The organism is Sphingomonas brevis, from assembly GCF_023516505.1.
Lineage (GTDB): Bacteria > Pseudomonadota > Alphaproteobacteria > Sphingomonadales > Sphingomonadaceae > Sphingomicrobium > Sphingomicrobium breve.
Map to the genome: position 1 here is coordinate 2,375,712 of NZ_JAMGBB010000001.1, position 23,646 is coordinate 2,399,357.

General features: G+C 62.0%; 32 protein-coding genes. 19 read left to right on the forward strand and 13 right to left on the reverse strand.

Going from position 1 to position 23,646, the window contains the following annotated elements:
* Window positions 1-11: 11 nt before the first annotated feature.
* Window positions 12-791: an alpha/beta fold hydrolase gene (locus LZ518_RS12175; protein ID WP_249916245.1), complete on the reverse strand. Its 780-nt coding sequence runs from the start codon at window positions 789-791 to the stop codon at window positions 12-14.
* A 52-nt stretch (window positions 792-843) separates the two neighbouring features.
* Between LZ518_RS12175 and LZ518_RS12180 the strand changes: the two genes are divergently transcribed.
* From LZ518_RS12180 to LZ518_RS12190, 3 genes are all read left to right on the forward strand, one after another.
* Window positions 844-1,347, forward strand: coding sequence for a (2Fe-2S)-binding protein (locus tag LZ518_RS12180; protein ID WP_249916246.1), 504 nt, complete (start codon window positions 844-846; stop codon window positions 1,345-1,347).
* An 85-nt stretch (window positions 1,348-1,432) separates the two neighbouring features.
* Complete coding sequence (locus LZ518_RS12185; RefSeq protein ID WP_249916247.1) at window positions 1,433-2,230, forward strand: RcnB family protein; 798 nt, start codon at window positions 1,433-1,435, stop codon at window positions 2,228-2,230.
* Window positions 2,231-2,351: 121 nt separating this feature from the next.
* A complete protein-coding gene (locus LZ518_RS12190) occupies window positions 2,352-4,178 on the forward strand; it encodes a DUF885 domain-containing protein (RefSeq protein ID WP_249916248.1) in 1,827 nt (608 codons plus the stop codon).
* A gap of 28 nt (window positions 4,179-4,206) precedes the next feature.
* Here the strand turns inward: LZ518_RS12190 and LZ518_RS12195 are convergent, their stop codons facing one another.
* Window positions 4,207-4,680, reverse strand: a complete 474-nt coding sequence (locus LZ518_RS12195; RefSeq protein ID WP_249916249.1) for an Lrp/AsnC family transcriptional regulator — start codon at window positions 4,678-4,680, stop codon at window positions 4,207-4,209.
* 97 nt (window positions 4,681-4,777) lie between these two features.
* Between LZ518_RS12195 and LZ518_RS12200 the strand changes: the two genes are divergently transcribed.
* The 3 genes from LZ518_RS12200 (at window position 4,778) to LZ518_RS12210 (ending at window position 5,705) form a co-directional block, all read left to right on the forward strand.
* On the forward strand, window positions 4,778-5,011 hold the full coding sequence (locus LZ518_RS12200; RefSeq protein ID WP_249916250.1) for a hypothetical protein: 234 nt from the start codon (window positions 4,778-4,780) through the stop codon (window positions 5,009-5,011).
* Between the two features lie 225 nt (window positions 5,012-5,236).
* The gene (locus LZ518_RS12205; RefSeq protein ID WP_249916251.1) at window positions 5,237-5,443 is read left to right on the forward strand and encodes a cold-shock protein; all 207 of its coding nucleotides are present in this window, start codon (window positions 5,237-5,239) and stop codon (window positions 5,441-5,443) included.
* Window positions 5,444-5,498: 55 nt separating this feature from the next.
* A complete protein-coding gene (locus tag LZ518_RS12210) occupies window positions 5,499-5,705 on the forward strand; it encodes a hypothetical protein (RefSeq protein ID WP_249916252.1) in 207 nt (68 codons plus the stop codon).
* Between the two features lie 36 nt (window positions 5,706-5,741).
* On the opposite strand, the gene LZ518_RS12215 is transcribed toward LZ518_RS12210, so the two are convergent.
* Window positions 5,742-6,992: a dicarboxylate/amino acid:cation symporter gene (locus LZ518_RS12215; protein WP_249916253.1), complete on the reverse strand. Its 1,251-nt coding sequence runs from the start codon at window positions 6,990-6,992 to the stop codon at window positions 5,742-5,744.
* A 301-nt stretch (window positions 6,993-7,293) separates the two neighbouring features.
* Between LZ518_RS12215 and LZ518_RS12220 the strand changes: the two genes are divergently transcribed.
* The 5 genes from LZ518_RS12220 (at window position 7,294) to LZ518_RS12240 (ending at window position 9,932) form a co-directional block, all read left to right on the forward strand.
* On the forward strand, window positions 7,294-7,626 hold the full coding sequence (locus LZ518_RS12220; RefSeq protein ID WP_249916254.1) for an ArsR/SmtB family transcription factor: 333 nt from the start codon (window positions 7,294-7,296) through the stop codon (window positions 7,624-7,626).
* Window positions 7,623-8,099, forward strand: coding sequence for an ArsI/CadI family heavy metal resistance metalloenzyme (locus tag LZ518_RS12225; RefSeq protein WP_249916255.1), 477 nt, complete (start codon window positions 7,623-7,625; stop codon window positions 8,097-8,099). Before LZ518_RS12220 ends, LZ518_RS12225 begins: the two co-directional genes overlap by 4 nt.
* Window positions 8,100-8,104: 5 nt before the next feature.
* Window positions 8,105-8,611 (forward strand): arsenate reductase ArsC, encoded by a 507-nt coding sequence (locus tag LZ518_RS12230; protein WP_249916567.1) that lies wholly within the window; start codon window positions 8,105-8,107, stop codon window positions 8,609-8,611.
* A gap of 1 nt (window position 8,612) precedes the next feature.
* Window positions 8,613-9,278, forward strand: a complete 666-nt coding sequence (locus LZ518_RS12235; RefSeq protein ID WP_249916256.1) for an aquaporin — start codon at window positions 8,613-8,615, stop codon at window positions 9,276-9,278.
* A gap of 123 nt (window positions 9,279-9,401) precedes the next feature.
* On the forward strand, window positions 9,402-9,932 hold the full coding sequence (locus LZ518_RS12240) for a hypothetical protein (RefSeq protein ID WP_249916257.1): 531 nt from the start codon (window positions 9,402-9,404) through the stop codon (window positions 9,930-9,932).
* A gap of 51 nt (window positions 9,933-9,983) precedes the next feature.
* Here LZ518_RS12240 and LZ518_RS12245 read toward each other — a convergent pair whose 3' ends face one another.
* From LZ518_RS12245 to LZ518_RS12280, 8 genes are all read right to left on the reverse strand, one after another.
* Window positions 9,984-10,373 (reverse strand): RidA family protein, encoded by a 390-nt coding sequence (locus LZ518_RS12245; protein ID WP_249916258.1) that lies wholly within the window; start codon window positions 10,371-10,373, stop codon window positions 9,984-9,986.
* Complete coding sequence (locus tag LZ518_RS12250; RefSeq protein WP_249916259.1) at window positions 10,370-11,401, reverse strand: hypothetical protein; 1,032 nt, start codon at window positions 11,399-11,401, stop codon at window positions 10,370-10,372. The genes LZ518_RS12245 and LZ518_RS12250 overlap by 4 nt, the downstream gene beginning before the upstream one ends.
* Before the next feature lie 491 nt (window positions 11,402-11,892).
* Entirely contained in the window at window positions 11,893-12,066 is a 174-nt protein-coding gene (locus LZ518_RS12255; RefSeq protein ID WP_249916260.1) for a hypothetical protein, read from the reverse strand.
* On the reverse strand, window positions 12,063-12,575 hold the full coding sequence (locus LZ518_RS12260) for a DUF302 domain-containing protein (protein ID WP_249916261.1): 513 nt from the start codon (window positions 12,573-12,575) through the stop codon (window positions 12,063-12,065). The genes LZ518_RS12255 and LZ518_RS12260 overlap by 4 nt, the downstream gene beginning before the upstream one ends.
* A gap of 98 nt (window positions 12,576-12,673) precedes the next feature.
* A complete protein-coding gene (locus tag LZ518_RS12265) occupies window positions 12,674-13,144 on the reverse strand; it encodes a RidA family protein (RefSeq protein WP_249916262.1) in 471 nt (156 codons plus the stop codon).
* A 27-nt stretch (window positions 13,145-13,171) separates the two neighbouring features.
* A complete protein-coding gene (locus tag LZ518_RS12270) occupies window positions 13,172-13,753 on the reverse strand; it encodes an NADPH-dependent FMN reductase (protein ID WP_249916263.1) in 582 nt (193 codons plus the stop codon).
* Window positions 13,750-14,895: a patatin-like phospholipase family protein gene (locus LZ518_RS12275; protein WP_249916264.1), complete on the reverse strand. Its 1,146-nt coding sequence runs from the start codon at window positions 14,893-14,895 to the stop codon at window positions 13,750-13,752. Before LZ518_RS12275 ends, LZ518_RS12270 begins: the two co-directional genes overlap by 4 nt.
* Window position 14,896: 1 nt before the next feature.
* Window positions 14,897-15,721 (reverse strand): 3-hydroxybutyrate dehydrogenase, encoded by an 825-nt coding sequence (locus tag LZ518_RS12280; protein ID WP_249916265.1) that lies wholly within the window; start codon window positions 15,719-15,721, stop codon window positions 14,897-14,899.
* A gap of 230 nt (window positions 15,722-15,951) precedes the next feature.
* Between LZ518_RS12280 and LZ518_RS12285 the strand changes: the two genes are divergently transcribed.
* The 3 genes from LZ518_RS12285 (at window position 15,952) to LZ518_RS12295 (ending at window position 18,079) form a co-directional block, all read left to right on the forward strand.
* The gene (locus LZ518_RS12285) at window positions 15,952-16,401 is read left to right on the forward strand and encodes a cupin domain-containing protein (protein WP_249916266.1); all 450 of its coding nucleotides are present in this window, start codon (window positions 15,952-15,954) and stop codon (window positions 16,399-16,401) included.
* Window positions 16,402-16,499: 98 nt separating this feature from the next.
* A complete protein-coding gene (locus LZ518_RS12290) occupies window positions 16,500-17,687 on the forward strand; it encodes an MFS transporter (RefSeq protein WP_249916267.1) in 1,188 nt (395 codons plus the stop codon).
* The gene (locus LZ518_RS12295; RefSeq protein WP_249916268.1) at window positions 17,684-18,079 is read left to right on the forward strand and encodes a carboxymuconolactone decarboxylase family protein; all 396 of its coding nucleotides are present in this window, start codon (window positions 17,684-17,686) and stop codon (window positions 18,077-18,079) included. The genes LZ518_RS12290 and LZ518_RS12295 overlap by 4 nt, the downstream gene beginning before the upstream one ends.
* Here LZ518_RS12295 and LZ518_RS12300 read toward each other — a convergent pair.
* A complete protein-coding gene (locus LZ518_RS12300) occupies window positions 18,020-18,961 on the reverse strand; it encodes a LysR family transcriptional regulator (protein ID WP_249916269.1) in 942 nt (313 codons plus the stop codon). The two genes, LZ518_RS12295 and LZ518_RS12300, sit on opposite strands and share 60 nt — an antisense overlap.
* 156 nt (window positions 18,962-19,117) lie before the next feature.
* Between LZ518_RS12300 and LZ518_RS12305 the strand changes: the two genes are divergently transcribed.
* Genes LZ518_RS12305 through LZ518_RS12325 form a run of 5 tightly spaced genes read left to right on the forward strand, consistent with a single transcriptional unit; the run spans window position 19,118 to window position 21,928 of the window.
* Complete coding sequence (locus LZ518_RS12305; protein ID WP_249916270.1) at window positions 19,118-19,390, forward strand: BufA1 family periplasmic bufferin-type metallophore; 273 nt, start codon at window positions 19,118-19,120, stop codon at window positions 19,388-19,390.
* A gap of 5 nt (window positions 19,391-19,395) precedes the next feature.
* Window positions 19,396-20,238 carry an MNIO family bufferin maturase gene (bufB, locus tag LZ518_RS12310; RefSeq protein WP_249916271.1) on the forward strand — a complete coding sequence of 281 codons (843 nt, stop codon included), beginning with the start codon at window positions 19,396-19,398 and terminating at the stop codon, window positions 20,236-20,238.
* On the forward strand, window positions 20,231-20,944 hold the full coding sequence (locus tag LZ518_RS12315) for an HvfC/BufC N-terminal domain-containing protein (protein ID WP_249916272.1): 714 nt from the start codon (window positions 20,231-20,233) through the stop codon (window positions 20,942-20,944). Before bufB ends, LZ518_RS12315 begins: the two co-directional genes overlap by 8 nt.
* A 20-nt stretch (window positions 20,945-20,964) precedes the next feature.
* A complete protein-coding gene (locus LZ518_RS12320; protein ID WP_249916273.1) occupies window positions 20,965-21,420 on the forward strand; it encodes a DoxX family protein in 456 nt (151 codons plus the stop codon).
* A gap of 28 nt (window positions 21,421-21,448) precedes the next feature.
* Window positions 21,449-21,928, forward strand: a complete 480-nt coding sequence (locus LZ518_RS12325; protein ID WP_249916274.1) for a YHS domain-containing (seleno)protein — start codon at window positions 21,449-21,451, stop codon at window positions 21,926-21,928.
* A gap of 87 nt (window positions 21,929-22,015) precedes the next feature.
* On the opposite strand, the gene LZ518_RS12330 is transcribed toward LZ518_RS12325, so the two are convergent.
* Window positions 22,016-23,644, reverse strand: a complete 1,629-nt coding sequence (locus tag LZ518_RS12330) for a lysine--tRNA ligase (protein ID WP_249916275.1) — start codon at window positions 23,642-23,644, stop codon at window positions 22,016-22,018.
* Window positions 23,645-23,646 lie beyond the last annotated feature (2 nt).

The window sequence follows — 23,646 nt, forward strand, 5'->3', positions numbered from 1 at the left end:
TTAACAGTTGGTTATCCTAGTTCGGCGAGAAAGGATTCAATCGCTGAGTTAAACGCTTGCGGCTGCTCGGCATTGGCCAGGTGGCCGGAACCGGAAATCACTTCCAGCTTCGATCCGGCTATCAGCCGGTGCAGCTCATCGGACAGCGAAGGCGGCGTGATACGGTCCTCGTCGCCGACCAGGATGAGCGTCGGCACGTCGATCGCTTGAGCCCGCGCGCGCTGGTCTGCCAGCCACACTGCCTCGGCGCCGATGCGATAGGCGACCGGGTCGATCGCCGACATGGTTTCGATCACCTCGGCCTTGAGTTGCTCGGTTGCAGCGCTGCCCAGCAGCACGCCGGAGCGGGCCTCGGCCAGTGCGCGCATCGTCATGCCGTGGCTGGCGGCGATCGACCGGTCATGGATGGCTTGCCCGTCGGGATGAACCGCGAAGCTGTCGGCGATGATCAGTGAGGCGCAGCGCTCCGCCGCCGCGGCATGCATGGCGATGGCGATGACTCCGCCAAGCGACAGGCCGCAGATATGCGCGCGCTCGATCCCAAGCGCCCGCATCGCCGCCAGGATAGCCGAGGCGTAATCGTCGCGGGTCGCGCGCTCGACCAATTCGCTCTCGCCATAGCCTGGATAGTCGAACGCGACCGTCCGGCGTGTCTTGCCGAAATGGTCGAGCTGCGGCGCCCAGATGCTTTTGTCCGATCCCACGCCATGCAGGAAGAGGATCGGCGTCGTCGTGCCGCTGCCCGTTTCGCTATATCCGATGCGCTCCCGCGCGGTGTGGATCCGCCCCATGCCTGCATCATGGTCTCGCGCCCCCGCTTATTGCAAGCTAAGCAGGCGCGAGATGACCAGCATGACCGTCAATGGCGAGGCGATTCACTATAAGCTCGATCCCGAGACGCCGCTGCTGTTCGCGCTGCGCGATGCCTCCAACCTCACCGGTACCAAGCATGGCTGCTACAGCGGCGATTGCGGCAGTTGCACGGTGATCGTCGATGGTCATGCCGCCCTGTCGTGCCAATTGACCATCGCCGCCGCCGAGGGCGCCGACATCACGACCATCGAAGGCCTGTCCAATGATCGCGCCCATCCGCTCCAGCAGGCCTGGGCCGCCGAGCAGGTAAGCCAGTGCGGCCGCTGCGACCCAGGCTTCATCATGGCCCTGGCGGCCCTGATGCGCGCAACCCCCAATCCGACGCCCGATCAACTGGCGGCGCTGCCCAACATCTGCCGGTGCGGGGCGACCCCGCGCATCCTGAAAGCCGTTGCCCGCGCGGCCCAGCTGACGGCACCGTTGAACGCCGCGCCGGCACCGCCAGTAGCGCCCCCCAAAGCTGAACGAACGTAATCGGTTCGGTTCAGCAACGGCTCAGGGGATCAGGCTCAATTTCCCCTTCAACGACTCATGAAGTCGGACGTTGGAGAATTGAGTAATGCGTAAGTTTCTAATCCCCCTGCTGATGGCCAGCGCGATGATGCCGGCCGCAGCCAACGCCGAGCCCGGCGATCGATCGCGCGGCGAACGTTCCGAGCAGTCGGACCGTGGCGACAATAAGTCGAACGATCAGTCGCGTCACAGCCAGCGCGCCGAGCGTTCGAGCGAAAATGCGCAGCGCACGCCGCGCGTCGAACGGCCGAACGGCGATTCGCCCCGAGTGCACGCCGATCGCGGCAGCCGCCCGGCTCGCGTCGAGCGCATTGTCGAGGTCCAGGCGGACCAGCCCGTGCAGGCACAGCGCGCCGAGCAGCAGCCGGTCGCCGACCGGATTCGCCGCGTCGAACGCCGAGATGGCAAGCCCGACGGCTTCCTTGGCGGCGTCCTCCAGGCCGGCCGCGACCAGAATGCTCGCCAGCATGGCGAAGTCGTAGTCCGCAGGGACAATGACAATGACCATGATCGTCGCTGGTCGCACAACAACAACCGCCGCTGGTCGAGCGACTGGCGCCGCGACCACCGGTACGACTGGCGCAGCAATCGCAACCGCTACAGCTCGCTGTATCGGCTGAGCCGCTACTATGATCCCTATGGCTGGAACTACCGCCGCTTCTCGATCGGCTACAACCTGTGGCCGAGCTATTATGGCTCGAGCTTCTGGCTGAACGATCCGTGGCAGTACCGCCTGCCGCCAGCCTACGGGCCCTATCGCTGGGTGCGCTACTATGACGATGCGCTGCTGGTGAACATCTACACCGGCCAGGTCGCCGACGTGATCTACAACTTCTTCTGGTAGGTCATTTTAGTAGACTCGGCCTGACCGTTGGTCGAAGGGGCGTTGCGAGTTCCGCGGCGCCCCTTTTGGCGTCCGCGAACCGGGCGCGCCCCTTACTGGCGCGATGATCAAGGGGTCGACCATGAAACTGAAGCTTTTCCTTGCCATTTCCGCTGCCGCAATCGCGTTGCCGGCTCCCTTGACCGCGGCTCAGGCCGCGCTTCAGCCCGCGACTGCCCAGCAGACCGCCGAAACCGCCCATGACCGGCTGTTCCGGCTGTTCAAGGAAAGCGACGAGGCCAGCCTCAAGCGCAACCCGCTGTCGGCCCTGTTCCGCGGCGACCTGCGCTATGCCGACCGTCTCGGCGACAATATCACCGACCAATATTTCGATGGCGAGCGGGCCGCGTCGGAAGCCGATCTCGCGGCGCTCCACGCGATCAACCGCGCCGACCTCGATGCGACCGACCAGATCGCCTACGACGTGTTCGAATTTTCCACCAAGGATACGCTCCGCGGGCTTCAGCCGGACTTGCTTGCGCTGACCGTGGTGCGGCCACTCAACCATTTCTTCGGGTTCCACACATTCTATCCGACCTTCGCCAGCGGCAAGGGCGCTGCGCCGTTCAAGACGGTTGCCGATTACGACAACAATCTGAAGCGCCATGCTGACGCCGTGACCTATATCGACCGTGCCATCGGCCGCTTCCGCCAGGGCGAGCAAGCCGGCGTCGTCGAGACCAAGCTGACGGTCCGCAACATGATCGAGCAGCTCGACACACAGCTTGCCCAGAAGCCCGAGGAGTCATCCTATTACGGCCCGGTCAAGCAATTCCCGGATGGCATAAGCGCGGCCGATCGCACTCGGCTGACCGGCGCCTACCGCGCGGCGGTCACCGACCAGATCTATCCGGCGCTGACCCGGCTGCGCGACTTCCTCAGGCTAGAATATCTGCCCAAGGCGCGCGACGGCGTCGGTCTGATGTACATGAAGGGCGGCGACAAGCTCTACCGCTACCTGGTGGAATCGACGACCACCCTGCCGCTGACTCCAGAGGAGATCCACCAGACCGGCCTCAAGGAGGTCGAACGCATCACCGGTGAAATGGAGAAGGTGAGGCAGGAAGTCGGCTTCAAGGGAACCCTCACCCAATTCTTCGAATATCTTCGCACCGATCCGAAGTTCAAAAAGCCGACGCGTGAGGCGCTGACGCAGGGCTATTACGATATCGGCAAGGCGGTCGACGCCAAGCTTCCGGCCTATTTTTCGACGCTGCCCAAGGCGAAACTGGAAATCCGCCCCTACGAACCGTTTCGCGAGAAGTTCGAGGCCGGCGGTAGCTACCAGCAGGGAACGCCGGACGGCACTCGCCCGGGCATCTTCTATTTCAACGCCTATGACCTGCCGTCACGGACGACGCCGGGAATGACGACGCTTTATCTCCACGAAGGCTCGCCGGGCCACCACTTCCAGATCAGCCTGGCACAGGAGAATCTGGACCTGCCGCCATTCATGCGGTTCGGCGGCAACACCGCCTATGTCGAGGGCTGGGCGCTTTATGCAGAGACGCTCGGCTATGACATGGGCTTCTACCAGGATCCGATCCAGCGCTTCGGCACCCTGTCTGACGAGATGCTGCGTGCCATGCGGCTGGTGGTCGACACCGGCATCCACAGCAAGGGTTGGACCCGCGATCAGGCGATCGACTATATGATCGCCCATAGCGACATGGGGAAGACCGACGCCACGGCGGAGGTCGAACGCTATATTGCTATCCCCAGCCAGGCCCTTGCCTACAAGACCGGGGCGATGACCATCCAGCGGCTGCGGCGAAAGGCGGAGGCGGAACTTGGGCCCAAGTTCGACATCCGCGAATTCCATGCCCAGGTGCTGATGACCGGATCGCTGCCATTGGCGATTTTGGAGCAGAAGATCGATCGGTGGATCGCCGCCAAGAAGGCGAGCTGAAAGACGACTGCGAGCGCGGCGTCCGTCCTCAAGCGTCGCGCTCGTCGAGCCGCACCATCGGCCGGTTCTTAATCTCTTTCTTGACGAAGCTGGTTTCATAGCGGCGAACGATCGGGCTCGCGGCCAATTCGCTGTCGGCGAAATCATTGAACTCGGCCATGTCGCGGCAAGCGACCAACAGCATCACATCGTCGCTGCCGCTTACCTCCAGGCAAAGCTGGACCTCGTCACGCGCTTCCAGGCGATTGCGAAAGTCGGTGAAGTCTCCAGCCTTCTCATGCTCGTGAAGCTGCAGGCGAACGATTGCGCGCAAGCGATGGTCGACGATCTCTGCCGACAGCAAGGCAATCGTCCGAGCGATTGCCCCGCTTTCCTTGAGGCGCCGGATTCGCCGTGCGATGGCCGATGACGACAGGGCGATGATCTCGGCCAGTTCCTCGGCGGTGCGGTCGGAATCCTCCTGAAGCGCATTGAGGAGCTTGAGATCGAAACTGTCGAACATCGATCGAACATTGCCAAAATCTGGCGAGCGTACTAGTGGAAATGCGCTGCGTCGGCGGCCTGAAGAGCGTATAAGGATGGCCTGAGGGGTCATTATTATGTTGTCGCGAATCGCAACCGTGATCACTGCCGTGTCGCTGGCGCTCGCCGCGCAGGCCCCGGCTGCGGCCCCGGCCAAGCACAAGAATTGCACCGCCAAGTCGCACCAGCACGCCAAGCTTGCGGCTGCAAAAACCACGAAGGCCGCCAAGCCGGCTGTCCAAAGCGGCGGCGGGGTCGGCGCCCAGCTTCGCCGCACGCCGGATATCCAGATCCTAAGCTACGGCCCCTAAAATAAAATTTCTCTCCCGGAAGGTTTGATCGCCCGCTGGCCGTGATTCGCTGACAAGCGAACATTAACAATCTTTGCAAATCGGCCGACAGAGGCTAGTCACTTGCTTGCTACCAGTCGCATGACGTCGGGTTCGAGCGGTGCGACCGCTCCCTCCTTCCTCTCCGCTTCTCCTAGCTTGCAAGCGGATCGATTGTCGGTCCGCCCCCCTTTGGAAGGGCTCAAGATGCCACAGGGCACGGTAAAATTCTTCAACGACGCCAAGGGCTTCGGGTTCATCACGCCTGACGAGGGCGGCGCCGACGCATTCGTTCATGTCTCGGCGCTCGAAGCAGCGGGCCTCCGCACGCTCAGCCAGAATCAGCGGGTCGAGTACGAGCTGGCCCCGGATCGCCGAGGTCGAGAAAGCGCAACCAACGTCAAGGCGCTCTAGCCCCACATTGGTGAACTGTCCGATCGGATTGGCCCGGTTGGGCCAGGAGAATATTTTGTCGTCTAGCCAAACCAATTTCTATCAGGCGCAGGCGGATGAAGCGCGTGCCAGGTCCGACGGGGCCACGCTGCAAAATGTGAAGGACAGCCAGCTTCGCGCCGCCGAAGCGTGGGACGCCCTTGCTGCCCGTTCACGCAAGTCAGATCTGCTGAAAATTGCTGAAGGCCTGCGCAAGGCCGAGCAAGGCCTGACATCGAACTGACGTTTCGTCAGCGCGGATAGCGGTCGTTACCGGCGATCATTCGGCAGGCGGCTGCATTCGATTGACTGCCGTCGCCGCGGCAACGTCCATACTGACGATTCCGGTCGTTGCGAGCGCGTCGGGAATAACATCGACGGACAGGAACACTGGCAGAAATCCGAGCGGTGCTCCGAGCACTGCAAACGCCGGCGCAGCAAGCGCAAACAGACTGACCTGATTTGGAAGCCCGACGCCGGCGAACTCCATCAGCATGGCAATCGCTGCGCAAAGAATCATTAGCTCCAAAGAAGGCGGCGCACCCGCCATTGCCGCGGCATAGGCCGCATAGGTCATTGTCAGGGGCGGCCCGACAAACCGGAAGACGGAAACGGCCAGCGGCAGGGTGACGTTGGCGGTCTCTTCGGGAACGCCGAGCGTGTCAGCGGACTTCAGCATTACGGGTAGCGACGCCATGGAACTCTGCGTCCCGAGCGCGACCAACTGGCTTGGTGCCACACACGCCGCAAATCGACGAATGCTGATGCGGCCCCAAAATACGGCCACTGGATAAGCTAGCGCCAGCATGACGAGAATGACGGTAATCATATGGCGCAAGTAGCCACCCAATCCCCAAAGCATTGCAACGCCCGTTTCGTGAGCGGTGGCCAATGCCAGACCAAGTACGCCCAGAGGCGCAAGAACCAGTACCCAGCCGACGATCGTGAACATGATATCGGCCACCGTATCGATGAGTTTTACGATGCTATCCCGACGAGGCGCATCGGCCCGCGCCGCAGCCAGCCCAAACAAAAGCGCGAACACAACAACAGGCAATACCGCCCCGGCAGCCAGCGCCGCGAATATGTTCGTCGGTACAATGCCCAGAATAATGTCGCCAACGGATGGGACTGTCGCGTCGACGGATGTCGATCCGACATTCCTAAACGCTTCCACCGCGGCCGAAGAAACCGGCCACAGGTTGAGTAGCAAGAGATTGAGGGCAATACCGATTAGCAGTGCGAACGCGTAGAGTATCGCGAAGACGGCGACCGCGCGTTTGGCTGTGGCCCCTCCCGCCGCGCCAGACCCTGCCCGGGCGAGGCCGGTCGTCAGCAACGCAAAGACCAAGGGCAATACGGTCATTTGCAACGATGCCAGCCACAGTTTCCCAACAATCCGGCCAGACACAGCCAGAGTGTCGGCCCATTCGGCCGTTCCCGCTTTCGGAAGCGACACACCGATGGTGATGCCCAGCAGCATTCCGGCCAGGATGCGCAGCCCGAGCGGAAGATTTCCTATTCGGCGCATGGTTTCCCCCTGGGCTTTTGCTACTTCAGCGGCACTTGCCGTGCAATGCAGGCCCAAATGCTCAGGTGGGGATCCGGCCGGTCGCGACTAACGGCTGGGTGAGGAGCGGCCAAACGCGATCATTTCGATAAATATCGAATTGTCCTTGACATCAGGCAGCCAATTTGTCATTTCGATGATTATCGAAAGGAAGAATCATGCGACTCGTCGGAAAATTTCTTCACAGCCTGTGGGAGGTCTTCACTGTCCTTCCACCCAGTCCTTGCTGCGCGGCGGGGATCAGTTGGGCTAACTTCCGCTGATGGACGCAAACGCAGCCACCACGGCCCTCGGCGCACTGGCCCAGGAGCATCGGCTGGCGCTGTTCAGGCTATTGGTCCAGGCCGGTAGAGGCGGGCTTTCCGCCGGTGCGATCGCCGACAAGCTTGGCATTCCAAACAGCTCGCTTTCCTTCCATCTCGCCCAGCTGCGCGGCGCGAACCTGATAATCCAGGAACGCCAGCACCGATCGCTGATCTACACCGCCAATTATGACGCTATGAATGCGTTGCTTGGCTTTCTCACGGAAAATTGTTGCGGAGGCACCGACTGTGCGCCGACGCAAGCCACCTCCAACCAAAAGGCAATCGCGTGAAGCGCATGCACGTCCACGTCGGGGTGAATGACCTCGGCCAATCGATCCGGTTCTACTCCACCCTGTTCGGCGCCGGACCGACGGTGATCAAACATGATTATGCAAAGTGGATGCTTGACGATCCGCGGGTCAATTTCGCCATTTCGGCGGGTCACCACGAAGCAAAGGGCATCGAGCATCTCGGCATCCAGGTCGAAAACGGCGAGGAATTGGTTGAGGTCTACGGACGGCTGAAGGCGGCTGACCGCCCAGTGCTTGAAGAGGGCGCGACCACATGCTGCTACGCCAAGAGCGAGAAGAGCTGGATTGCCGATCCTGACGGCGTCGTATGGGAGACATTCCTGACAAACGGCGACGCCACCGACTATGGCGACAGCCCGATCCTGACCGCCGCATCGCTTAGCGCGTCGAACGATAGCTGCTGCGCGCCTGACATTGCTTCGGCGCCGGCCTGCATCTCCAGCTGCGGATGATCGGCATGACCCAGCCCGTCTACAATGTGCTGTTCCTATGCACCGGCAATTCGGCTCGATCGATCCTCGCTGAAGCAATCCTCAATGGCCAGGGAATGGGCCGCTTTCGTGCCTTTTCGGCCGGCAGCTTTCCCAAGGGCGCGGTACATCCCGCCGCCATCGCGCTGTTGAACGACCTCGGCCATGACACGGGCGGGTTCCGTTCGAAGAGCTGGGATGAGTTCGCGGGATCGGGCGCTCCCGATCTCGATTTCGTCTTCACTGTTTGCGACAATGCGGCAGGCGAAGTCTGCCCAGTCTGGCCAGGTCAACCAATGACGGCCCATTGGGGAATTGAAGACCCGGCCGCCGTAGAGGGCGAAGGACAGGCACAGGCTTTCTGGAACGCCTACAACCAGCTACGTCGCCGCATCGAGCTGTTCCTCGCATTGCCATTGGAGAGCATCGACGAAATGAGCCTGCAAAGGCGCTTGCGTGAAATTGGCCAGAATCAGGACCAGCCCGCTGCCTGATATGCCCTCAATTGGTAGGCGGCTGGCCGCCGAAGGCATTGGCTCATTCTTCCTGTTCGCCTGCGTGATAGGGTCCGGCATCATGGCCGAACATTTATCGGGCGGAAATGATGCGGTGGCGTTGCTCGGCAACACCATCGCAACCGGCGCAATATTGTTTGTCCTGATCACCATGCTCGGCCCCATTTCGGGGGCTCATTTCAATCCGGCCGTCAGCCTAGTGGCAGCGTCGCGCAAGGAACTGCCTTGGGGCGACGCCGCGGCATATATTATTGCCCAACTTGGTTTTGGCATTCTTGGCGCGTGGGCCGCGCATTTGATGTTCGAACTGCCCACCTTACAATTGTCCGTGAAGGCTCGGACGGGGTTGGGCCAATGGACCGGAGAGGCCATCGCTACCTTCGGCCTGATTCTGACGATCCTCGGGACAGTGCGCTATCGGCGCGAGTGGGTGCCGGCGAGTGTCGCGCTATACATTACGGCTGCTTATTGGTTCACATCGTCCACCAGCTTCGCCAACCCGGCGATAACCGTCGCGCGCAGCCTGTCGGACACTTTCGCGGGAATTTCACCCGCCGATGTTCCGCTGTTCATAGTTGCGCAACTGACCGGTGCGGCGCTGGCCGGAATCCTTGCGAAATGGCTTTTCCCGCCCGCCATCCAATGACCTATTAGGGTGGAAGGCGGACCCAAGTATCAACTGGGTGGCATGAACTTGATGCGCGACCGGTATTGGAAGCCAACCAGCCTTCCATGGGAAAACACCTCGTCGAACCGAAAGGAGTTCGCGATGGACCGGAAACTTTCAACGCAGATACTCGCCGAAATGAAGCTGTTCGCTGCCTTCTCAGCTGCCGAACAACGCTTCATCCGAAGGTCGCTCGACGTCGGCCTTGGCCGCGGCAAGGCCAACCTTTGGGCGCGAGGCCCGCAAGAACTTCGCGAGATCGAAGCTCAGAAACGCCGTTACCGGTCGCTTGAGCTGATCGGCGCCTGCATCCCCGACGATATCGATCCAGAAGGCACCGAGCCGTTCATCGCTCCCTTGATCAATGTCGCAGCCGCTGACCTTGCAGAAGGCAAGCTCGAAGATTTTGAGGCCTTCCGCTTCCTTTATGAGCGCCTGATGGGTCCGCGCATCCGGCCATGGCTGCTCAGTGCCTTTTGCGCCGCCGCGGCCCTTCCCGCTGTCCATCCCGACCAGCGAAGGAATCTTCTTCAGTCGATCCCGGTGCAGGATGCGATTGCGGCTGGCTGGTCTGTCAGGCCTTCCCTCTTCTACCCCGAATGGGTCGACAAGGTCGCGGAAGCCGTCAGCTGACATATTCGCCTGACCGGCACTTAACGCCCAGTCGTGCAAAGTACTGCCCGATCAGGGCTCGGCCGCGGCAACCGCTTCAATTTCAACCAGCCAATCGGGATCGTGCAGACCCGCCACGATAATGACCGTAACCGCGGGAGCTACCGCCAGATGATTGGCGCGCACATCACGCAACAGCGACAGATCTTCACGCTGCGTGAGGAAGACGGTTACCTTCACAACATTGTCGAGCGTCATCCGCGCTGAATTGAGCACGGCCTCGATGTTAGCAATCGCCTGCAGGCATTGAGCCTGAAATCCACCCTCTGCCAGGCGCCCGTCACTGCCAACTCCGACCTGACCGGAGACGTGGATCGTTCGAGCCGCAGGAGGCACCTCTACGCCATGTGCGTAAATCGCCTCATATGACTTCAGAACTGGGAATGGGTTGTGACGTTTCATATCATTCGCACCCTTGAAGTTTCTTCGAGCCTGTCCATCCGCCCCGTGAGCGCGGCTATTCCCCGATTCAGGCTCGCAAGAGCCTGATTTTGCCTGCTCAGCTCAGCTTCCCTCTCGGCTACCAGGACCAAGGCTCGCTGCAGGCCGGGCAAGATCGCCATCAGTGCCGCGGAATCGTCTCTTCCGTATGCGCTGCCATCAGGTCGCGGGCCAAGCAACAGCCAACCACGGATTCTGCCAAGAGGGCAGCGCAACGCGATTTGCAGTGGAAATGCTGCGTCATTGTCGCAATCCATCCGCACTTCAGTTTGCGGGGGCCGCCAGCCTTTCAGAAGCTTTTGCGTGGCGGCCCTGTTGATGCCCTGAGTCATCACAAGTCGATCGTCCACAAGCAAGGCCATTCGCGTTGATTGAACGGCTTGCTCGATGCGCGGCAGCACCGTTTCCGCAAGGCGTTTGACCGAGGCCCCGAAGGACAGAGAAATCAGGAGATCGGGCAGCTCTTGTTTGAGGACAGCCAGGTCGTGCTGGAAATGCTGTTCAGCCCAATTGCTTATCCGCCTGTGAAGTGGCGTCAGCAATATGGCCGCCAGGGCCGCGGCAACGGCGCCCGAAACATTGCCGATACTGGATCCGAAATATTGCTGGCCGACCAGTTCGATCAGGGCTTCGCCGGCAGCGAATATGCCGACCACGGAAAGCGTGAGTGCGGCGTAAATCGCCGAGCGACTGATGGCGGCCTCGGCATCGTAAAGGCGGAAGCGGAGCAGCGAGATCAAAAAGCCCAGTGCCAGGATGATGATGCCAAACTGGAAGGCACCCTCGATCGCAACACTGCCTGCCAGAGGCATTGCCGCATCCCTAGCAAACCACGCGGCTGCTCGCGCCATCAGGATCAGGCCGATGCCGGCAAACAGGCCTAATGAAACCCATTTGAGCTGTTGTTGCTGGGCGCCGGGCTCAGTCGCGCGATAGCGAACCACCAGCGTGGCCAGACCTGCAAGCACGCAGCCGATGGCGATGGGCAAGTAAAGGCTGGTTGCGACGAGCCCTGCCGCTTCGGCACAGCCGAGGAAGAATGTCGCGAAAATGGCGCCGGCAATCGCCTTGGTCCAGCGCGGTCGCCATTGGCCGTTGGGGAATAGCAGGAGCGCGAGTGCAAAAGGCAGGAACCTCATTCGGTCCAGCAAGACCGGCCAGGTTGCGCCGGCGGGCAGGGAGAAATTGACGCTGCTGCTGATCGTCCAAAGCAGGAACGAAAGTCCCAGAAGCGCCGCGACGGGGTCCCGTGGCCGCCGCCTGAAAAGGATGGCCGCGACCGCGATCAGTACCGTCGATTTGGCAAGCCTAAGCGCCAGGATTATTGCTGGGGTTGCCGCATCGATCAAAGACCAGGCGACAGCCGCCAGCGCGGCGATCAATAGCGCCCACCAGAATATCCGAAACACGGCAAGAGGCCCCCCGCCGAGCGGCGGGAGGCCAGGTGCGCCGACCGGGAGCGAAGCCGGCACGGGGGAACTCACTGCATGCGAGATGCGGAGGCGAGGCGCTGGAGGACGCCCTCGACCTGGCGCGCCTGTTCCCAGGCTGGCTTGGCATCGAACTCCTTGCGGTTGAGATAGGGCATGATCGCGACGAGATCACGACGGTGGAGCTGGGGCTTCGCCCCGATGGGGAGGCTGGCGCTGATCATGGCTGTTTCCTTGCGGCTGAGGCGATCGAGGCGGCGACTTCGCTCGCCATGGCGATTTGCGCGTCGCGGTTGGAAAGCTGGTAGCGGCCGGCAACGAAGCGGAAGTCAGTCCAGCTGATCCACACGGTGCCGTCCTCGTCCTGGGTCACCAGCATGCGCACCGGCCAATCCAATCCTGCGAGCGGATTGGCCTGAAGAAATTGGACGCCAAGCGGCGGATTGCCGAACAGCAACAGGGTCGACCGGCCAATCTGCAGGTTAACGCCGGCGCCGAGCTTATGGTGATCAATCTCATCGAAAAGACGGATGCCCTTGGCGGCGATGTCGGCCTTAAGGCGGACGATAGTCTCGTCGAACGTATAATCGCTGCCCTGCCTGATTACTCCGTCGGCTGGTGCCGATGCGACCGGGGTTGCGGCCTGGGCAGGCAATGCTGCCAAGCCGGTAAGCGATCCAGTCGCGATCACGACTGCGACGAGCGGCGCTGAAATCTTCTTCTTGCGCTTCATTCTCTCTCTCCTTGGAAGGCAGGGAGATTGTCGCTTTTCGGAAGGCCGCTGAGAAATCGCGATTGCGTATGGTTTCGATGCGTCAGCCGTATCGGCCGCTATTTCACGGCAGGTGAACGGCGCGCCACGAGCTTGATCTCGACCAGGCCGCGGTCCGGCACCAGCCGGTCGATGTCGATCGCCGTCCAGGCAGGGAAGGGGCCGCGAATATAGCGGTGCTTCACCTTCTTGAACGCTTCGATCTGTGCGGGAAGGTCGGTATGGAATGTGGTGATCTCGACGACGCCGTCAAAGCTTGACCCGGCGCGCTTGAGTACGTCCTCGAGCCTGCGGAACGCGCGTTCATAAGCCGCCTCCTGGTTTGCCATCGTCTCGCCGGGCCTCAAGCCCGCGACGACTCCCGACAACCAGATGCGATCACCGTCGATAACGGCGTCGGCATAGCCCCATTCGTCCAAGTCCTTCCGGTTGTCCGCCTGCACAGGGATGACGACGTTGCCCGGTTGGCGGGCAAATGGTGCTTCAGTCGCAGACTGCACGGCAGCTGCGGCGGCAATCGACATCAACATCAGCCTGACCTTTCACCGAACAAAGACCTAATAAGGCGTGCCATTCATTCGCGCCTCTTTGAGCGCGTTGGCATACCACAGGAATTCGTCGAGGAAGCGCCTGGCTGACCGGTCGACCAGCGGTTCGATTGCCACCCCGTCTTCGCCGATCGTCTGGCTGATCCGCGGGATTGGCAGGATGCTCGGCACGCTCGACATGCCGAGCTCGGCCAGCGTCATCCTCAGCTGCATCGCCGCGCGTACGCCGCCGAAACCCCCGGCAGAATAGCAAACGATGCCCGACGGCCGCCAGAAATACTCCTCGAGGAAATGGTCGAGCAGGTTCTTAAGTGCTGGCGGAATACCGTGATTATATTCGCCGCTGACCACCAGGAAGCCGTCCGCCCGGCGGTAGATCTCCGCCAGCATTTCCAGCGGCTCGGGAGCGTCGCCCTTGGGATGTTCCTTATACATCCGGTCGAGCAGCGGAAGCTGCAGTTCGAGCGGGTCGACCGGCTGGACCTGGTGCCCTCGCATTTCCAGCTCGCGGATCACCAGTTTGGCAGCGCGCGTCCCGACGCGGTCGCGCCGCACGGAGCCAAGCAGGACCGCGATGTTGAGACCGCTCATCGGCTTGCCGCCGGCGTTGCGACCATCTCGCCGCCACTGGCTTCGTGGAGGACAAAGCCTTCCAGTTCGTCGACCGGATTGCGCCACGGAGCCTTGTCGAGCGTCCGCATCGTGTCGGTGTAACCGGCCTCGCGGCGGCGGCGGATGCCGGAAGCGCTAAAGTCGATATCCTTGCTGTGATCCTCATGGTCGAGCGCGGGCGCGAGCAGCCGGACGACATGCATCCGGGTCAGGCAGCCGTAGCTCTTTAGGTCGGCGAAAAGATTGCTGTTGCGACGATCCTCGGGGACCAGCTTCGAAAGCTCGGCGATGATGTGCCGCATCCGGTGGATCTGGCGCTGCCGCTGGATGTGCGACACCGCACGGCTCGAATATTGCACATCCTTTTGGCGGTTCATCACCTCCCAGATGGATTGCGGCTCTTGGCCATGCGGGTTCCAGATATGGACCGCGAATACCAGGCTGTCGCGGCGGGGGTTGTCGTCGAACACCACCTCGACCGGCGTGTTGGAGAGAATGCCGCCATCCCAATAAAGTTCGCCGTCGATCCGCACCGGCGGGAAGCCAGGCGGAAGCGCGCCCGAGGCAAGGATGTGATCCAGCGCCAGCGGCATGTCGCGGGAATCGAAATAGCGCATCTCGGCCGTCCGGACGCAGGATGCTCCGACGGTGATTCGAGTCCCGCCGTTATTGAGTTGGTCGAGGTCGACCAGCTCTTCGAGGGTACGACGGAGGGGCTCGACCGAATAATAGCCGGCTTCATCGGCGCCGAGCTTCTGGTGCGGGCTTACGAAGGCCATCGGATTGGGGCTGAAGAAGCCGGGGACGCCCGAACTGATCGACAACCAGTTCCGGGCCGCCGACTCCATCCAGGAGGGAAGTCCCATCGGGACGAAGGCATCGTTTTCGACGCGCGACCAGAAGGCGCACATTTTTTCGATGCGCTCGCTTGGCTTGCTCCCCGCGATCAGCGCGGCGTTGATCGCACCGATCGATGTGCCGATAACCCAGTCGGGTGCGACGCCGGCTTCGTGCAGGGCTTCGTAGACGCCGACCTGATAGGCGCCGAGCGCACCCCCGCCCTGCAGTACCAAGACGGTCTGGCCGAGCGCTTCTACTTCCTTGGATAGCGATTTGGTCATCTCAGTGCGCCGTCCAGCCGCCGTCGACCGGGAGCGATGCCCCGGTGATCGACTGACCTGCTGGACTGCTGAGGAAGACGGCCAGCGCGCCGATTTCCTCCACCGTGGCGAATCGTTTGTTCGGTTGCGCCGCCAGCAAGACGTCGCGGATCACCTCCTCGCGACTGATCCCACGCGCCTTGGCGGTGTCGTCGATCTGGTTTTCGACCAGAGGCGTCCAGACGTAGCCGGGGCAGATCGCATTGCATGTAACGCCCTGTTCGGCGCCTTCGAGCGCGACGGTCTTGGTCAGGCCGATGACGCCATGCTTGGCGGCGACATAGGCGCTCTTGAATGGCGAGGCGACGAGGCCGTGGGCCGAGGCCACATTGATGATCCGGCCGAATCCACGTTCCTTCATTCCCGCCAGTGCAGCGCGGATCGTGTACCAGGCGGATGACAGGTTGAGAGCGATGATCGCCTCATATTTTTCTGGCGGAAAGCTCTCGATCGGGCTGACGTGCTGGATGCCCGCATTGTTGACGAGGATGTCGACCCGGCCGAACTCGGCAGCCGTTTCCTCGACCAGCTTCCCCGCCTCGGTGCCATCCTTCAGGTTGGCGCCGTTATAGGCTACCCGGCTGAATGGGCTGCCGCTCTCGAGTTCGCCGCAGACCTTCTCAATTTCCTTCGGATCGCCAAGGCCGTTGATCACGACGTCGGCGCCCGCGTGCGCAAAGGAACGGGCAATGCCGAGTCCGATTCCGCTGGTCGAACCGGTGACGATCGCAACCTTCCCAGCAAGCGGACGAGCGAGATCGGCGCGGTCCATCGTCTGCGTAAGCATATCGGCATCTCCTTTGATGTCTGCAAAGGATGACGTGTCGGGGCGGCTAACGAAAATTCAGTTTGTGCATCGACTCCATGCCGCCTCTCGATTTCACGCGCGGCGCCGTCTCGTTCATTTTTGAAGGACGTCGGGGGCTGGGCTCAGTCGATGCCGGACGGGAACGATCCTGAGATCTCGCCCATCGAACGCCCGCCCACGACGCCCATTTCGCTGAATAGGAGACGGCAATGTTCAATCTTACCAAGACGACTGTCGCGGCTGGCATCATTGCCATCGCCGCGCTTGGCGGAGCCAACCCGGCTTTCGCCGGACAATGTTCTGCTGCGGGTGCCAATGCCCTCGCAAACGCCCCAACGATGCCGAAGGACGTGACCGAAACCGTGATCGGCGCGGTCGATCTCGGCAAGGAAATCAAAGTCGATGGCCGCCAGCTGCGCACCCGCCGCCTGGTCGTCCAGCCGGGCGGCATCGTCCCGCTGCACAGCCACGCCGATCGTCCAGCGCTGATCGTCACCGTCAGTGGATCGATCACCGAGTATCGCTCGGATTGCTCAGCCCCGATCGAGCATCATGCCGGCGACATCAGCCGCGAGGCCGATGGCATTTCGCACTATTGGATCAACCAGGGCGCCGAGCCCGCGGTTCTCCTGTCGTCGGACGTGTTCCACGGCAAATAATGGTTCCCCGCGCCGGCTGCCCACGCCCTCTAGCCGGCAACCCCTGGCGTCCCGTCCATAGCCCCCGGACGGGACGCCAATCCGTCAGCAGGTTCGTAATGGATCAGATTGTAACTCAAACCATCGCACCGCCGACCCTTTCGCCGGCGCGTTCGCTGCTGATTGCCGTCATCGGCTTTCTGACCCTGGTCGACCTGTTCGCGACCCAGGCGATCTTGCCGAGCCTTGCGATCGAATATGGAGTGACGGCTTCGGAGATTGGCGTTGCGGCCAATTCGACGACGCTCGGCATGGCCGTCGCGGGGCTCCTCGTCGGTGCCTTCAGTGCGAACGTCGAACGCAAACGCGCCATCACCTTGAGCCTGCTCATCCTGTCCGCACCGACGGCGCTCCTGGCATTCGCGCCCAACCTGACCGCCTTCGCATTGCTGCGGGTGATCCAGGGCCTCTTCATGGCGACCGCCTTCACCCTCACGCTGACGCATCTGGCCGAGCGGTGCGAGGACCGCACCGCGGCGGCACTGGCCGCCTATGTCACCGGCGTCGTCGCGAGTAACTTGATCGGCCGCTTGACCGCCGCATTCGTTGCCGGCCTTGTCGGCGCCACATCAAGTTTCCTGTTCTTCGCCGCGCTTAATATAGCCGGATCGCTGCTGGTAGCATTTGCTTTGACCCGCAACGAGCCTGAGCCCATCGCGGGCAACGCCCGTTTCTGGTCGGCCTGGGCGCGCCATCTTGCACAGTCCGCGCTGCGCCGAACATTCGCGATCGGCTTCCTGATTCTCTTCGGTTTTATCGGCGTTTTCACATATGTCGGCTTCGTCCTGATGCGACCGCCGCACGCGCTTTCGATGGGCGCGCTTGGGCTGGTGTTCCTGGTGTTCGCACCGTCGATGCTGACGACCCCGGCCGCCGGCCGCGTCACCGATCGATACGGTCCGGCCGTGACCGTGCCCGCGAGCCTGGCGATCGCGCTGCTGGGGCTTGTGCTGCTCCTGTTACCTAATCTTGCCGCGGTTCTCGTCGGCATGTCCCTGGTCGGCATCGGGACCTTTTTCGCCCAGGCTGTCGCCACCGGTCACGTCGGCCGCATTGCGGATGGTGACAAGGCAGCGGCCAGCGGGCTCTATCTGTCGGCCTATTACTGCGGCGGACTGTTCGGCGCCGCCGCGATTGGCCAGCTGTTCGACCGCTTCGGGTGGTTCGCAGCCGTTGGGGGCGTTTTCGCCGCGCTCAGCCTTGCAGCAGTCTTGGGGGCCGGCCTTGTCTTGAAAGTAGGAAAATGAGTGAACGTTATCGTCGGGGAATCGACATCGCCGAACGTCTGGCTTCGGACAAGCTTGCCCATTTCGTCGAAAGCGGGGTCGCCGAAGTGGCGCCTGACTTCGCCCGGATGACGATCGAGTTCGCCTTCGGCGACCTTTATGCCAGGGACGCACTCGATCTAAGGAGCCGCGAACTGATCGCGATTGCCGTACTCGCCGCCAGCGGCCGCGCCGGCCCGCAATTGCGGATCCATGTCCAGTCCGCCGCGGCCAGCGGCATCGACAAGGCGGAGATTGTCGAAGCCTTGATGCAGACAGCTCTCTACGCGGGATTTCCTGCTGCGTTGAACGCGCTAGCCGACTGCCATGACCTGCTCACCGACGACGATTGTCTCGGCGACCGGTGCGGGTAGGCGGCTGCTTGGCCAAGGGAAGCGCCGGGCCTCCTGGACAAATGCGCCGACCGCCGGCGAATGCGGGCGCCCCCGGACTGTGGCGAGATAAACGGTGCGATAGAAAGTCGGATCGACCAACGGGCGCACCACCAGATCTGGATAGGTCACGCTGAACTCCGGGAAGAAACCAAGTCCGAGTCCGGCCTGAATCATTCCCTGAACCCAATCGTCGCGCGGCGAACTGAAAACCTTGCGCAGATATACACCGCGAGTGTTCAGCTCCTTCCTGACCGGTTCAAACACCTCGCAATTGGACCGGCTGACATAGGGCTCCTTGTCGAGTTCCGCAGCCTTGACCTCGTCGTGAGCGACCAGCCTATGATTGGGTGGCAGCAGGATGACGAAACGTTCCTGGAAGACCGGCAGTTGATGAAGGGATTCGGGCAGCTCGCCGGGCACGCCGACAATCGCCACCTCAAGCTCGCCCTTTTCGAGCATTTCGATCATTTGCGGAGCGCCGGCGTCGACGACGCGCACTTCTACGTCAGGATGCGCGGCCTGGAATCGGATCATCAGGTTCGACACCAGCTGAGGCCCGATCGTGCACATGGTGCCAATCGTCAGCGTCGCCCGTTCCAGCTTCTTGACGGCCTTGGCCTGCTCCTTGGCGGCTTTGCACTGCTCATCGACGCCTGCCAGGTAGGGCAGCATCATCCGGCCGAGCTCGGATAAATGGGTGTTGCCACGCTCACGGTGGAAGAGCGGCCCGCCAAGCTCATGTTCCAGCTGCTGGATGGCACGGGTTAAGGCCGGCTGGCTGACGTTGCACTTTTCAGCCGCTCGCGTGAAATTCAAAGTGTCTGCAAGCGCAACGAAATAGCGCACCTGCTGCATTTCCATCGGAAGGTCCTTTTTTCCGAAAGTAGGCCTTCATACACCCGGCACTCGATACGGCGCCATACCGATTGCGTATCGATCCCATGCCGCCTCGGACTGTGACGCGTGCGGCCATTTCCGCGATCATGAAGGCTCCAACACTTCATGAGGAAATGGACCATGTTGAAGACCGCTATCACTGCAGCCGCGCTGACTGCCTTTGCCGCCACCGCGGCGACGGCGGGCCCGGCCAAGCCGCAGCCGAATGCAGACAAATGCTATGGCGTTTCGCTCGCCGGCAAGAATGACTGTGCTGCCGGCCCGGGCACCAGCTGTGCAGGTACGTCGAAGCGCAACTATGCCGGCAATGCCTGGAAGTTCGTCGCCAAGGGTACCTGCACCGCGATCAAGACGCCCAAGGGCCTCGGCTCGCTGACCCCGAAGGCTGGCTAAGTACCATGACCCCGACTGCCGGACTGAGCTTCAAGCCCGTCCATTACGAACAGGCGATGGCCTGTCCGGCGGCCGGGCTGTGGTTCGAAGTCCATGCCGAAAATTATATGGTCGAAGGCGGCCCTCGCCTGGCGATGCTCGACGCGCTGCGCCAGCGCTTCCCATTGTCTTTTCACGGAGTCGGCCTTTCCCTGGCCGGCATCGACGAACCGGATCGCGATCATCTCGCCCGCTTCAAGCGGCTGATCGATCGCTTTGAGCCGTTCCTTGTCTCCGAGCATCTCGCCTGGTCGCGCCACGACGGCACCTGCTTTCCCGACCTGCTGCCATTTCCGCGCACCAATGAGGCGCTGGATGTCATCGTCCGTAACATCGACATCACCCAGTCCGCGCTTGGTCGTCAGATCCTGATCGAAAACCCTTCGCTTTATATGAAGCTTGAGGGGCACGATTGGCCCGAAAGCCTGTTCCTGGCCGAGTTGGTAAAGCGCACGGGCTGCGGACTGCTGATCGACGTCAACAATGTGTTCGTCAGCGCAACCAATCTCGGCTTCAATCCGATCTCCTACCTCGATGCGCTGCCGCGCGGCGTCATCGGCGAGATCCACTTGGCTGGCCATTCTGCGGACCCGCTGCTGGGCGACGCATTGCTGATCGACAGCCACGACGCGCCAATCTCCGAAGAGGTGTGGCAGCTGTATGACTGGCTGCTCGCGCGTTGCGGCGCCGATCGCCCACCTACCCTCATAGAACGCGATGAATCCATTCCGGCGTTCAATGTGCTGCTAGCCGAGCGCGATAAAGCCGCTGCGATGATGGCGGGCACCCGCGAGGTTTGCCATGCCTGACCTGGCAAGCTTTCAGCGCGACTTCGCCCAGGCCTTGATGACAGACGGCGAGGCCGTACCGTCACTCCAGTCTCAGGCATTCGCCGTATATCGCAATACCTCGGCACGAGGTGCGGTCGAGGCACTGCGCGCTTCTTACCCGACGGTCGACATGCTGCTGGGGGATGAAGCCTTCACCCAGGTCGCGCTGGAATTTCGCCACGAGCAGCCGCCGAAGGGTCCCGTGCTATCGGACTACGGCCGCGACTTCGCAGGCTTCCTGCGATGTCAGCCCTGGACCTGCGAACTGCCCTATCTCGCCGATGTGGCCCGCCTCGACTGGCTGTGGCTGGAATCGTTCTTGGCTCCGGATGCGATAGCAAAGCCGTTGCAGCCGAGCCCGGCGGCGCGGATCGCTTTGCACCCCGCGGCCCGCTTTGCCTGGACCGCGACGCCTGCCATGACCATCTGGCTTGCCCATCGCGATCCTTGGTCGATCGCCGAGCTTGAGCCCGACTGGGTCGAGGAAGGCGCGCTGTTCACCAGGTCCGGCTCTTCCGTCCGGGCCGAGCCGATCGATGCCGCACTTCACCAGCTGCTGACCGAATGCGTTGTTCCGACGTCCGTCGCCGGCCTCGTGGAAAAGGTCGCGACAGCATTCCCCACCGCCAACCTTCCCGAACTCCTGCGCCAAGGCGTCGCCGCCGGCGCGCTCCTCCTCACGTGACCAACAGGAAAGGACCATCCATGGCCACCATTACCGAAATCGCGCCCGCTTCAGCCTATCAGCGATTGACCGGCATTGCCGAACGCATGCTCTCGCCGTCCTTGCTACTCATCGTGCAGCGGTTCGGCATCGCAGCGGTCTTCTTCCAATCCGGAAGGACCAAGGTCGAGGGTATCTTCACGATCCCCGACACCACCATCGAGTTGTTCCGCAGCGAATATGCGCTGCCGCTTCTGCCTCCAGAGCTCGCCGCCTACATGGCGGCGGGGGCCGAGCACCTATTCCCGGTCCTACTGGTGCTCGGCCTTTTTACCCGTTTGTCGGCTGCGGCGCTGCTCGGCATGACGCTGGTCATCCAGACGTTCGTCTATCCCGATGCCTGGCCGACGCACCTCAGCTGGGCGGGACTCATGCTGCCGCTGATAGCCCTGGGCGGAGGCCGCTTTTCGCTCGACCGGCCGCTCCGAATTTCCTGACCCACGTGAATAGAGAATGGGAGAATATATGCGTAAGGATGTTGTGAAGTTGGCGTTCCTGGCCCTGTCGCTGGTCGTTGTACCGACCGCCGTGCCTGCGGCAAACCATCCGGCACCGGCAGTCTATTCCGCTTCGGACGGTCTTGCTGCCGGAGGCTATGACGTCACCGCTTATTTCACGGACGGCAAGGCTGTCCGTGGCAGCGCCAAGCATGAGCTGATGCTTCAAGGTGTAACGTGGCGGTTCGCATCCAAGGAAGGCAAGGCTCGCTTCCAAGCGAACCCGTCCGCCTATGCGCCGCAATTTGGCGGCTACTGCGCCTGGGCCGTAAGCCAGGGCTATCTGGCCTCAGGCGATCCGGAACAGTGGAAGATCGTAAACGGCAAACTCTACCTGAACTTCAATGCCCGGGCGAAGGAGTTGTGGGAAGCCGACCAGGCGGCCGCAATCGGGCGCGGCGACGCCAACTGGCCCGCGGTCCTTACCAAGAACCAGGACAATCCGTGAGGGCATTGCTGTTCGAAAGCTTCGGCGGACCGGAGGTGCTGCAGTTTCGGGATCTTCCCAATGCCCGCAATGGTTGGATAGCGGCCATTAGGCCTCGACTGCCGCCAGCGCCTCCGCGATCAGGCGCCGGCTATTGTCGATCCCGTAAAGCGCGATGAAGCTGCCCATCCGCGGCCCCTGCGGCGATCCCAGCAACGTCTCATATAGCGCCTGGAACCAATGGCGCAGGCTTTCGAACGGATAGCGCTTGCCGACCTCGAACACGATATTCTGGATTTCGTCGCCCGGCGTGTCCGGCGCCAGCTTGGCAAGCTCGGAGTCGAGACCCTTGAGCGCGTCGACCTCATGTCCTTGCGGGGCTCGGCGCTTCAGGGTGGGAGCGACGAAATCGCGCGCATAATTGACCGCAAGATCGATCAGCTTGGTCAGTTCCTTGCTGTCGGTCGGTCCACCAAGGTAGTTTTCGACATATTCGGCGAGCCGTTCCGGAGTGGCTTGCGCGCCCAGCACGCCTGCCAGGTTCAGCAACAGACCATATGACACTGGCAGTCGATCCGTCGGCACCTTGCCGCCATGGATATGGTGGACCGGATTGCCGAGTTGCTGTTCGACCGGCTGAGCCGGGTAATTGCCGCGAAACTGGTAATATTCGTCGACCGCGCGCGGGATCACGCCGATGTGCAGGCTCTTGGCCTTGCGCGGTTCGCGATAGGCGAAGAAGGACAGGCTCTCTTCATTGCCATAGGTCAGCCATTCATCGAGGCTGAGTCCGTTGCCCTTCGACTTAGAGATTTTCTCGCCTTTTTCGTCGAGGAACATCTCGTAATTGAAGCCCTCGGGCGGCCGGCCGCCGAGCACGCGCGTGATCTTGCCGGACTGGATAACGCTGTCGATCAGGTCCTTGCCGGCCATTTCATAGTCGACGCCCAGCGCCACCCAACGCAGCGCCCAGTCGACCTTCCACTGCAGCTTCGACTTGCCCGACAGCGCCGACTGCTCGACCTGGCTGCCGTCCTCGTCGGTGAAGGCGATCGTGCCCGCCCCGGCGTCTACGACCCGCACCGGCACCTGAAGCACCCTGCCGCTAGTCGGCGAGATCGGCAGCACCGGCGAATAGGTCTGGCGCCGCTCTTCGCGCAGCGTCGGCAGCATCACCCCCATCACCTCGTCCCACTTGCCGAGGATCTGCTTGATGGTTTCGTCGAACCGCCCCGACGCATAATATTCGGTCGACGAAGCGAACTCATATTCGAAGCCGAAACGATCGAGAAAGCGCCGCAGCATCGCATTGTTGTGATGCGCGAAACTCTCATATTCGCCGAACGGGTCGGGCACCTTGGTCAGCGGCATGCCGAGGTAGTTGGTCAGCATATCCTGCTGCGGGACATTGTCCGGGACCTTGCGCAGACCATCCATGTCGTCGCTGAACGCGATCAGCCGGGTCGCCGCGCCGCCGGTAAGTTCTTCATAGGCGTGGCGGACCATCGTCGTCCGCAGCACTTCGTTAAACGTGCCGATGTGCGGCAGGCCCGACGGGCCATAGCCCGTCTCGAAAATCACCGGCCCATCCTTGGCGCCAAAAGGACCATCAGGGGCCCAGCGCTTCAAAAGCTTGCGCGCTTCCTCATAGGGCCAGGCCTTGCTGGTCATGGCCGCATTTCGGATCGCTTCGTCGCGCAACTGTTGCCCTTTCGTTCCCGCATCGCCAAGCTGCATGC

Excerpts from the sequence above, each read along its gene's own strand:
- LZ518_RS12175 (WP_249916245.1), bottom strand. The coding sequence starts at position 791 with ATGGGGCGGATCCACACCGCGCGGGAGCGCATCGGATATAGCGAAACG.
- LZ518_RS12180 (WP_249916246.1), top strand. The coding sequence starts at position 844 with ATGACCAGCATGACCGTCAATGGCGAGGCGATTCACTATAAGCTCGAT.
- LZ518_RS12185 (WP_249916247.1), top strand. The coding sequence starts at position 1,433 with ATGCGTAAGTTTCTAATCCCCCTGCTGATGGCCAGCGCGATGATGCCG.
- LZ518_RS12190 (WP_249916248.1), top strand. The coding sequence starts at position 2,352 with ATGAAACTGAAGCTTTTCCTTGCCATTTCCGCTGCCGCAATCGCGTTG.
- LZ518_RS12195 (WP_249916249.1), bottom strand. The coding sequence starts at position 4,680 with ATGTTCGACAGTTTCGATCTCAAGCTCCTCAATGCGCTTCAGGAGGAT.
- LZ518_RS12200 (WP_249916250.1), top strand. The coding sequence starts at position 4,778 with ATGTTGTCGCGAATCGCAACCGTGATCACTGCCGTGTCGCTGGCGCTC.
- LZ518_RS12205 (WP_249916251.1), top strand. The coding sequence starts at position 5,237 with ATGCCACAGGGCACGGTAAAATTCTTCAACGACGCCAAGGGCTTCGGG.
- LZ518_RS12215 (WP_249916253.1), bottom strand. The coding sequence starts at position 6,992 with ATGCGCCGAATAGGAAATCTTCCGCTCGGGCTGCGCATCCTGGCCGGA.
- LZ518_RS12220 (WP_249916254.1), top strand. The coding sequence starts at position 7,294 with ATGGACGCAAACGCAGCCACCACGGCCCTCGGCGCACTGGCCCAGGAG.
- LZ518_RS12230 (WP_249916567.1), top strand. The coding sequence starts at position 8,105 with ATGACCCAGCCCGTCTACAATGTGCTGTTCCTATGCACCGGCAATTCG.
- LZ518_RS12235 (WP_249916256.1), top strand. The coding sequence starts at position 8,613 with ATGCCCTCAATTGGTAGGCGGCTGGCCGCCGAAGGCATTGGCTCATTC.
- LZ518_RS12240 (WP_249916257.1), top strand. The coding sequence starts at position 9,402 with ATGGACCGGAAACTTTCAACGCAGATACTCGCCGAAATGAAGCTGTTC.
- LZ518_RS12245 (WP_249916258.1), bottom strand. The coding sequence starts at position 10,373 with ATGAAACGTCACAACCCATTCCCAGTTCTGAAGTCATATGAGGCGATT.
- LZ518_RS12255 (WP_249916260.1), bottom strand. The coding sequence starts at position 12,066 with ATGATCAGCGCCAGCCTCCCCATCGGGGCGAAGCCCCAGCTCCACCGT.
- LZ518_RS12260 (WP_249916261.1), bottom strand. The coding sequence starts at position 12,575 with ATGAAGCGCAAGAAGAAGATTTCAGCGCCGCTCGTCGCAGTCGTGATC.
- LZ518_RS12265 (WP_249916262.1), bottom strand. The coding sequence starts at position 13,144 with ATGTTGATGTCGATTGCCGCCGCAGCTGCCGTGCAGTCTGCGACTGAA.
- LZ518_RS12270 (WP_249916263.1), bottom strand. The coding sequence starts at position 13,753 with ATGAGCGGTCTCAACATCGCGGTCCTGCTTGGCTCCGTGCGGCGCGAC.
- LZ518_RS12275 (WP_249916264.1), bottom strand. The coding sequence starts at position 14,895 with ATGACCAAATCGCTATCCAAGGAAGTAGAAGCGCTCGGCCAGACCGTC.
- LZ518_RS12280 (WP_249916265.1), bottom strand. The coding sequence starts at position 15,721 with ATGCTTACGCAGACGATGGACCGCGCCGATCTCGCTCGTCCGCTTGCT.
- LZ518_RS12285 (WP_249916266.1), top strand. The coding sequence starts at position 15,952 with ATGTTCAATCTTACCAAGACGACTGTCGCGGCTGGCATCATTGCCATC.
- LZ518_RS12290 (WP_249916267.1), top strand. The coding sequence starts at position 16,500 with ATGGATCAGATTGTAACTCAAACCATCGCACCGCCGACCCTTTCGCCG.
- LZ518_RS12295 (WP_249916268.1), top strand. The coding sequence starts at position 17,684 with ATGAGTGAACGTTATCGTCGGGGAATCGACATCGCCGAACGTCTGGCT.
- LZ518_RS12300 (WP_249916269.1), bottom strand. The coding sequence starts at position 18,961 with ATGGAAATGCAGCAGGTGCGCTATTTCGTTGCGCTTGCAGACACTTTG.
- LZ518_RS12305 (WP_249916270.1), top strand. The coding sequence starts at position 19,118 with ATGTTGAAGACCGCTATCACTGCAGCCGCGCTGACTGCCTTTGCCGCC.
- bufB (WP_249916271.1), top strand. The coding sequence starts at position 19,396 with ATGACCCCGACTGCCGGACTGAGCTTCAAGCCCGTCCATTACGAACAG.
- LZ518_RS12315 (WP_249916272.1), top strand. The coding sequence starts at position 20,231 with ATGCCTGACCTGGCAAGCTTTCAGCGCGACTTCGCCCAGGCCTTGATG.
- LZ518_RS12320 (WP_249916273.1), top strand. The coding sequence starts at position 20,965 with ATGGCCACCATTACCGAAATCGCGCCCGCTTCAGCCTATCAGCGATTG.
- LZ518_RS12325 (WP_249916274.1), top strand. The coding sequence starts at position 21,449 with ATGCGTAAGGATGTTGTGAAGTTGGCGTTCCTGGCCCTGTCGCTGGTC.
- LZ518_RS12330 (WP_249916275.1), bottom strand. The coding sequence starts at position 23,644 with ATGCAGCTTGGCGATGCGGGAACGAAAGGGCAACAGTTGCGCGACGAA.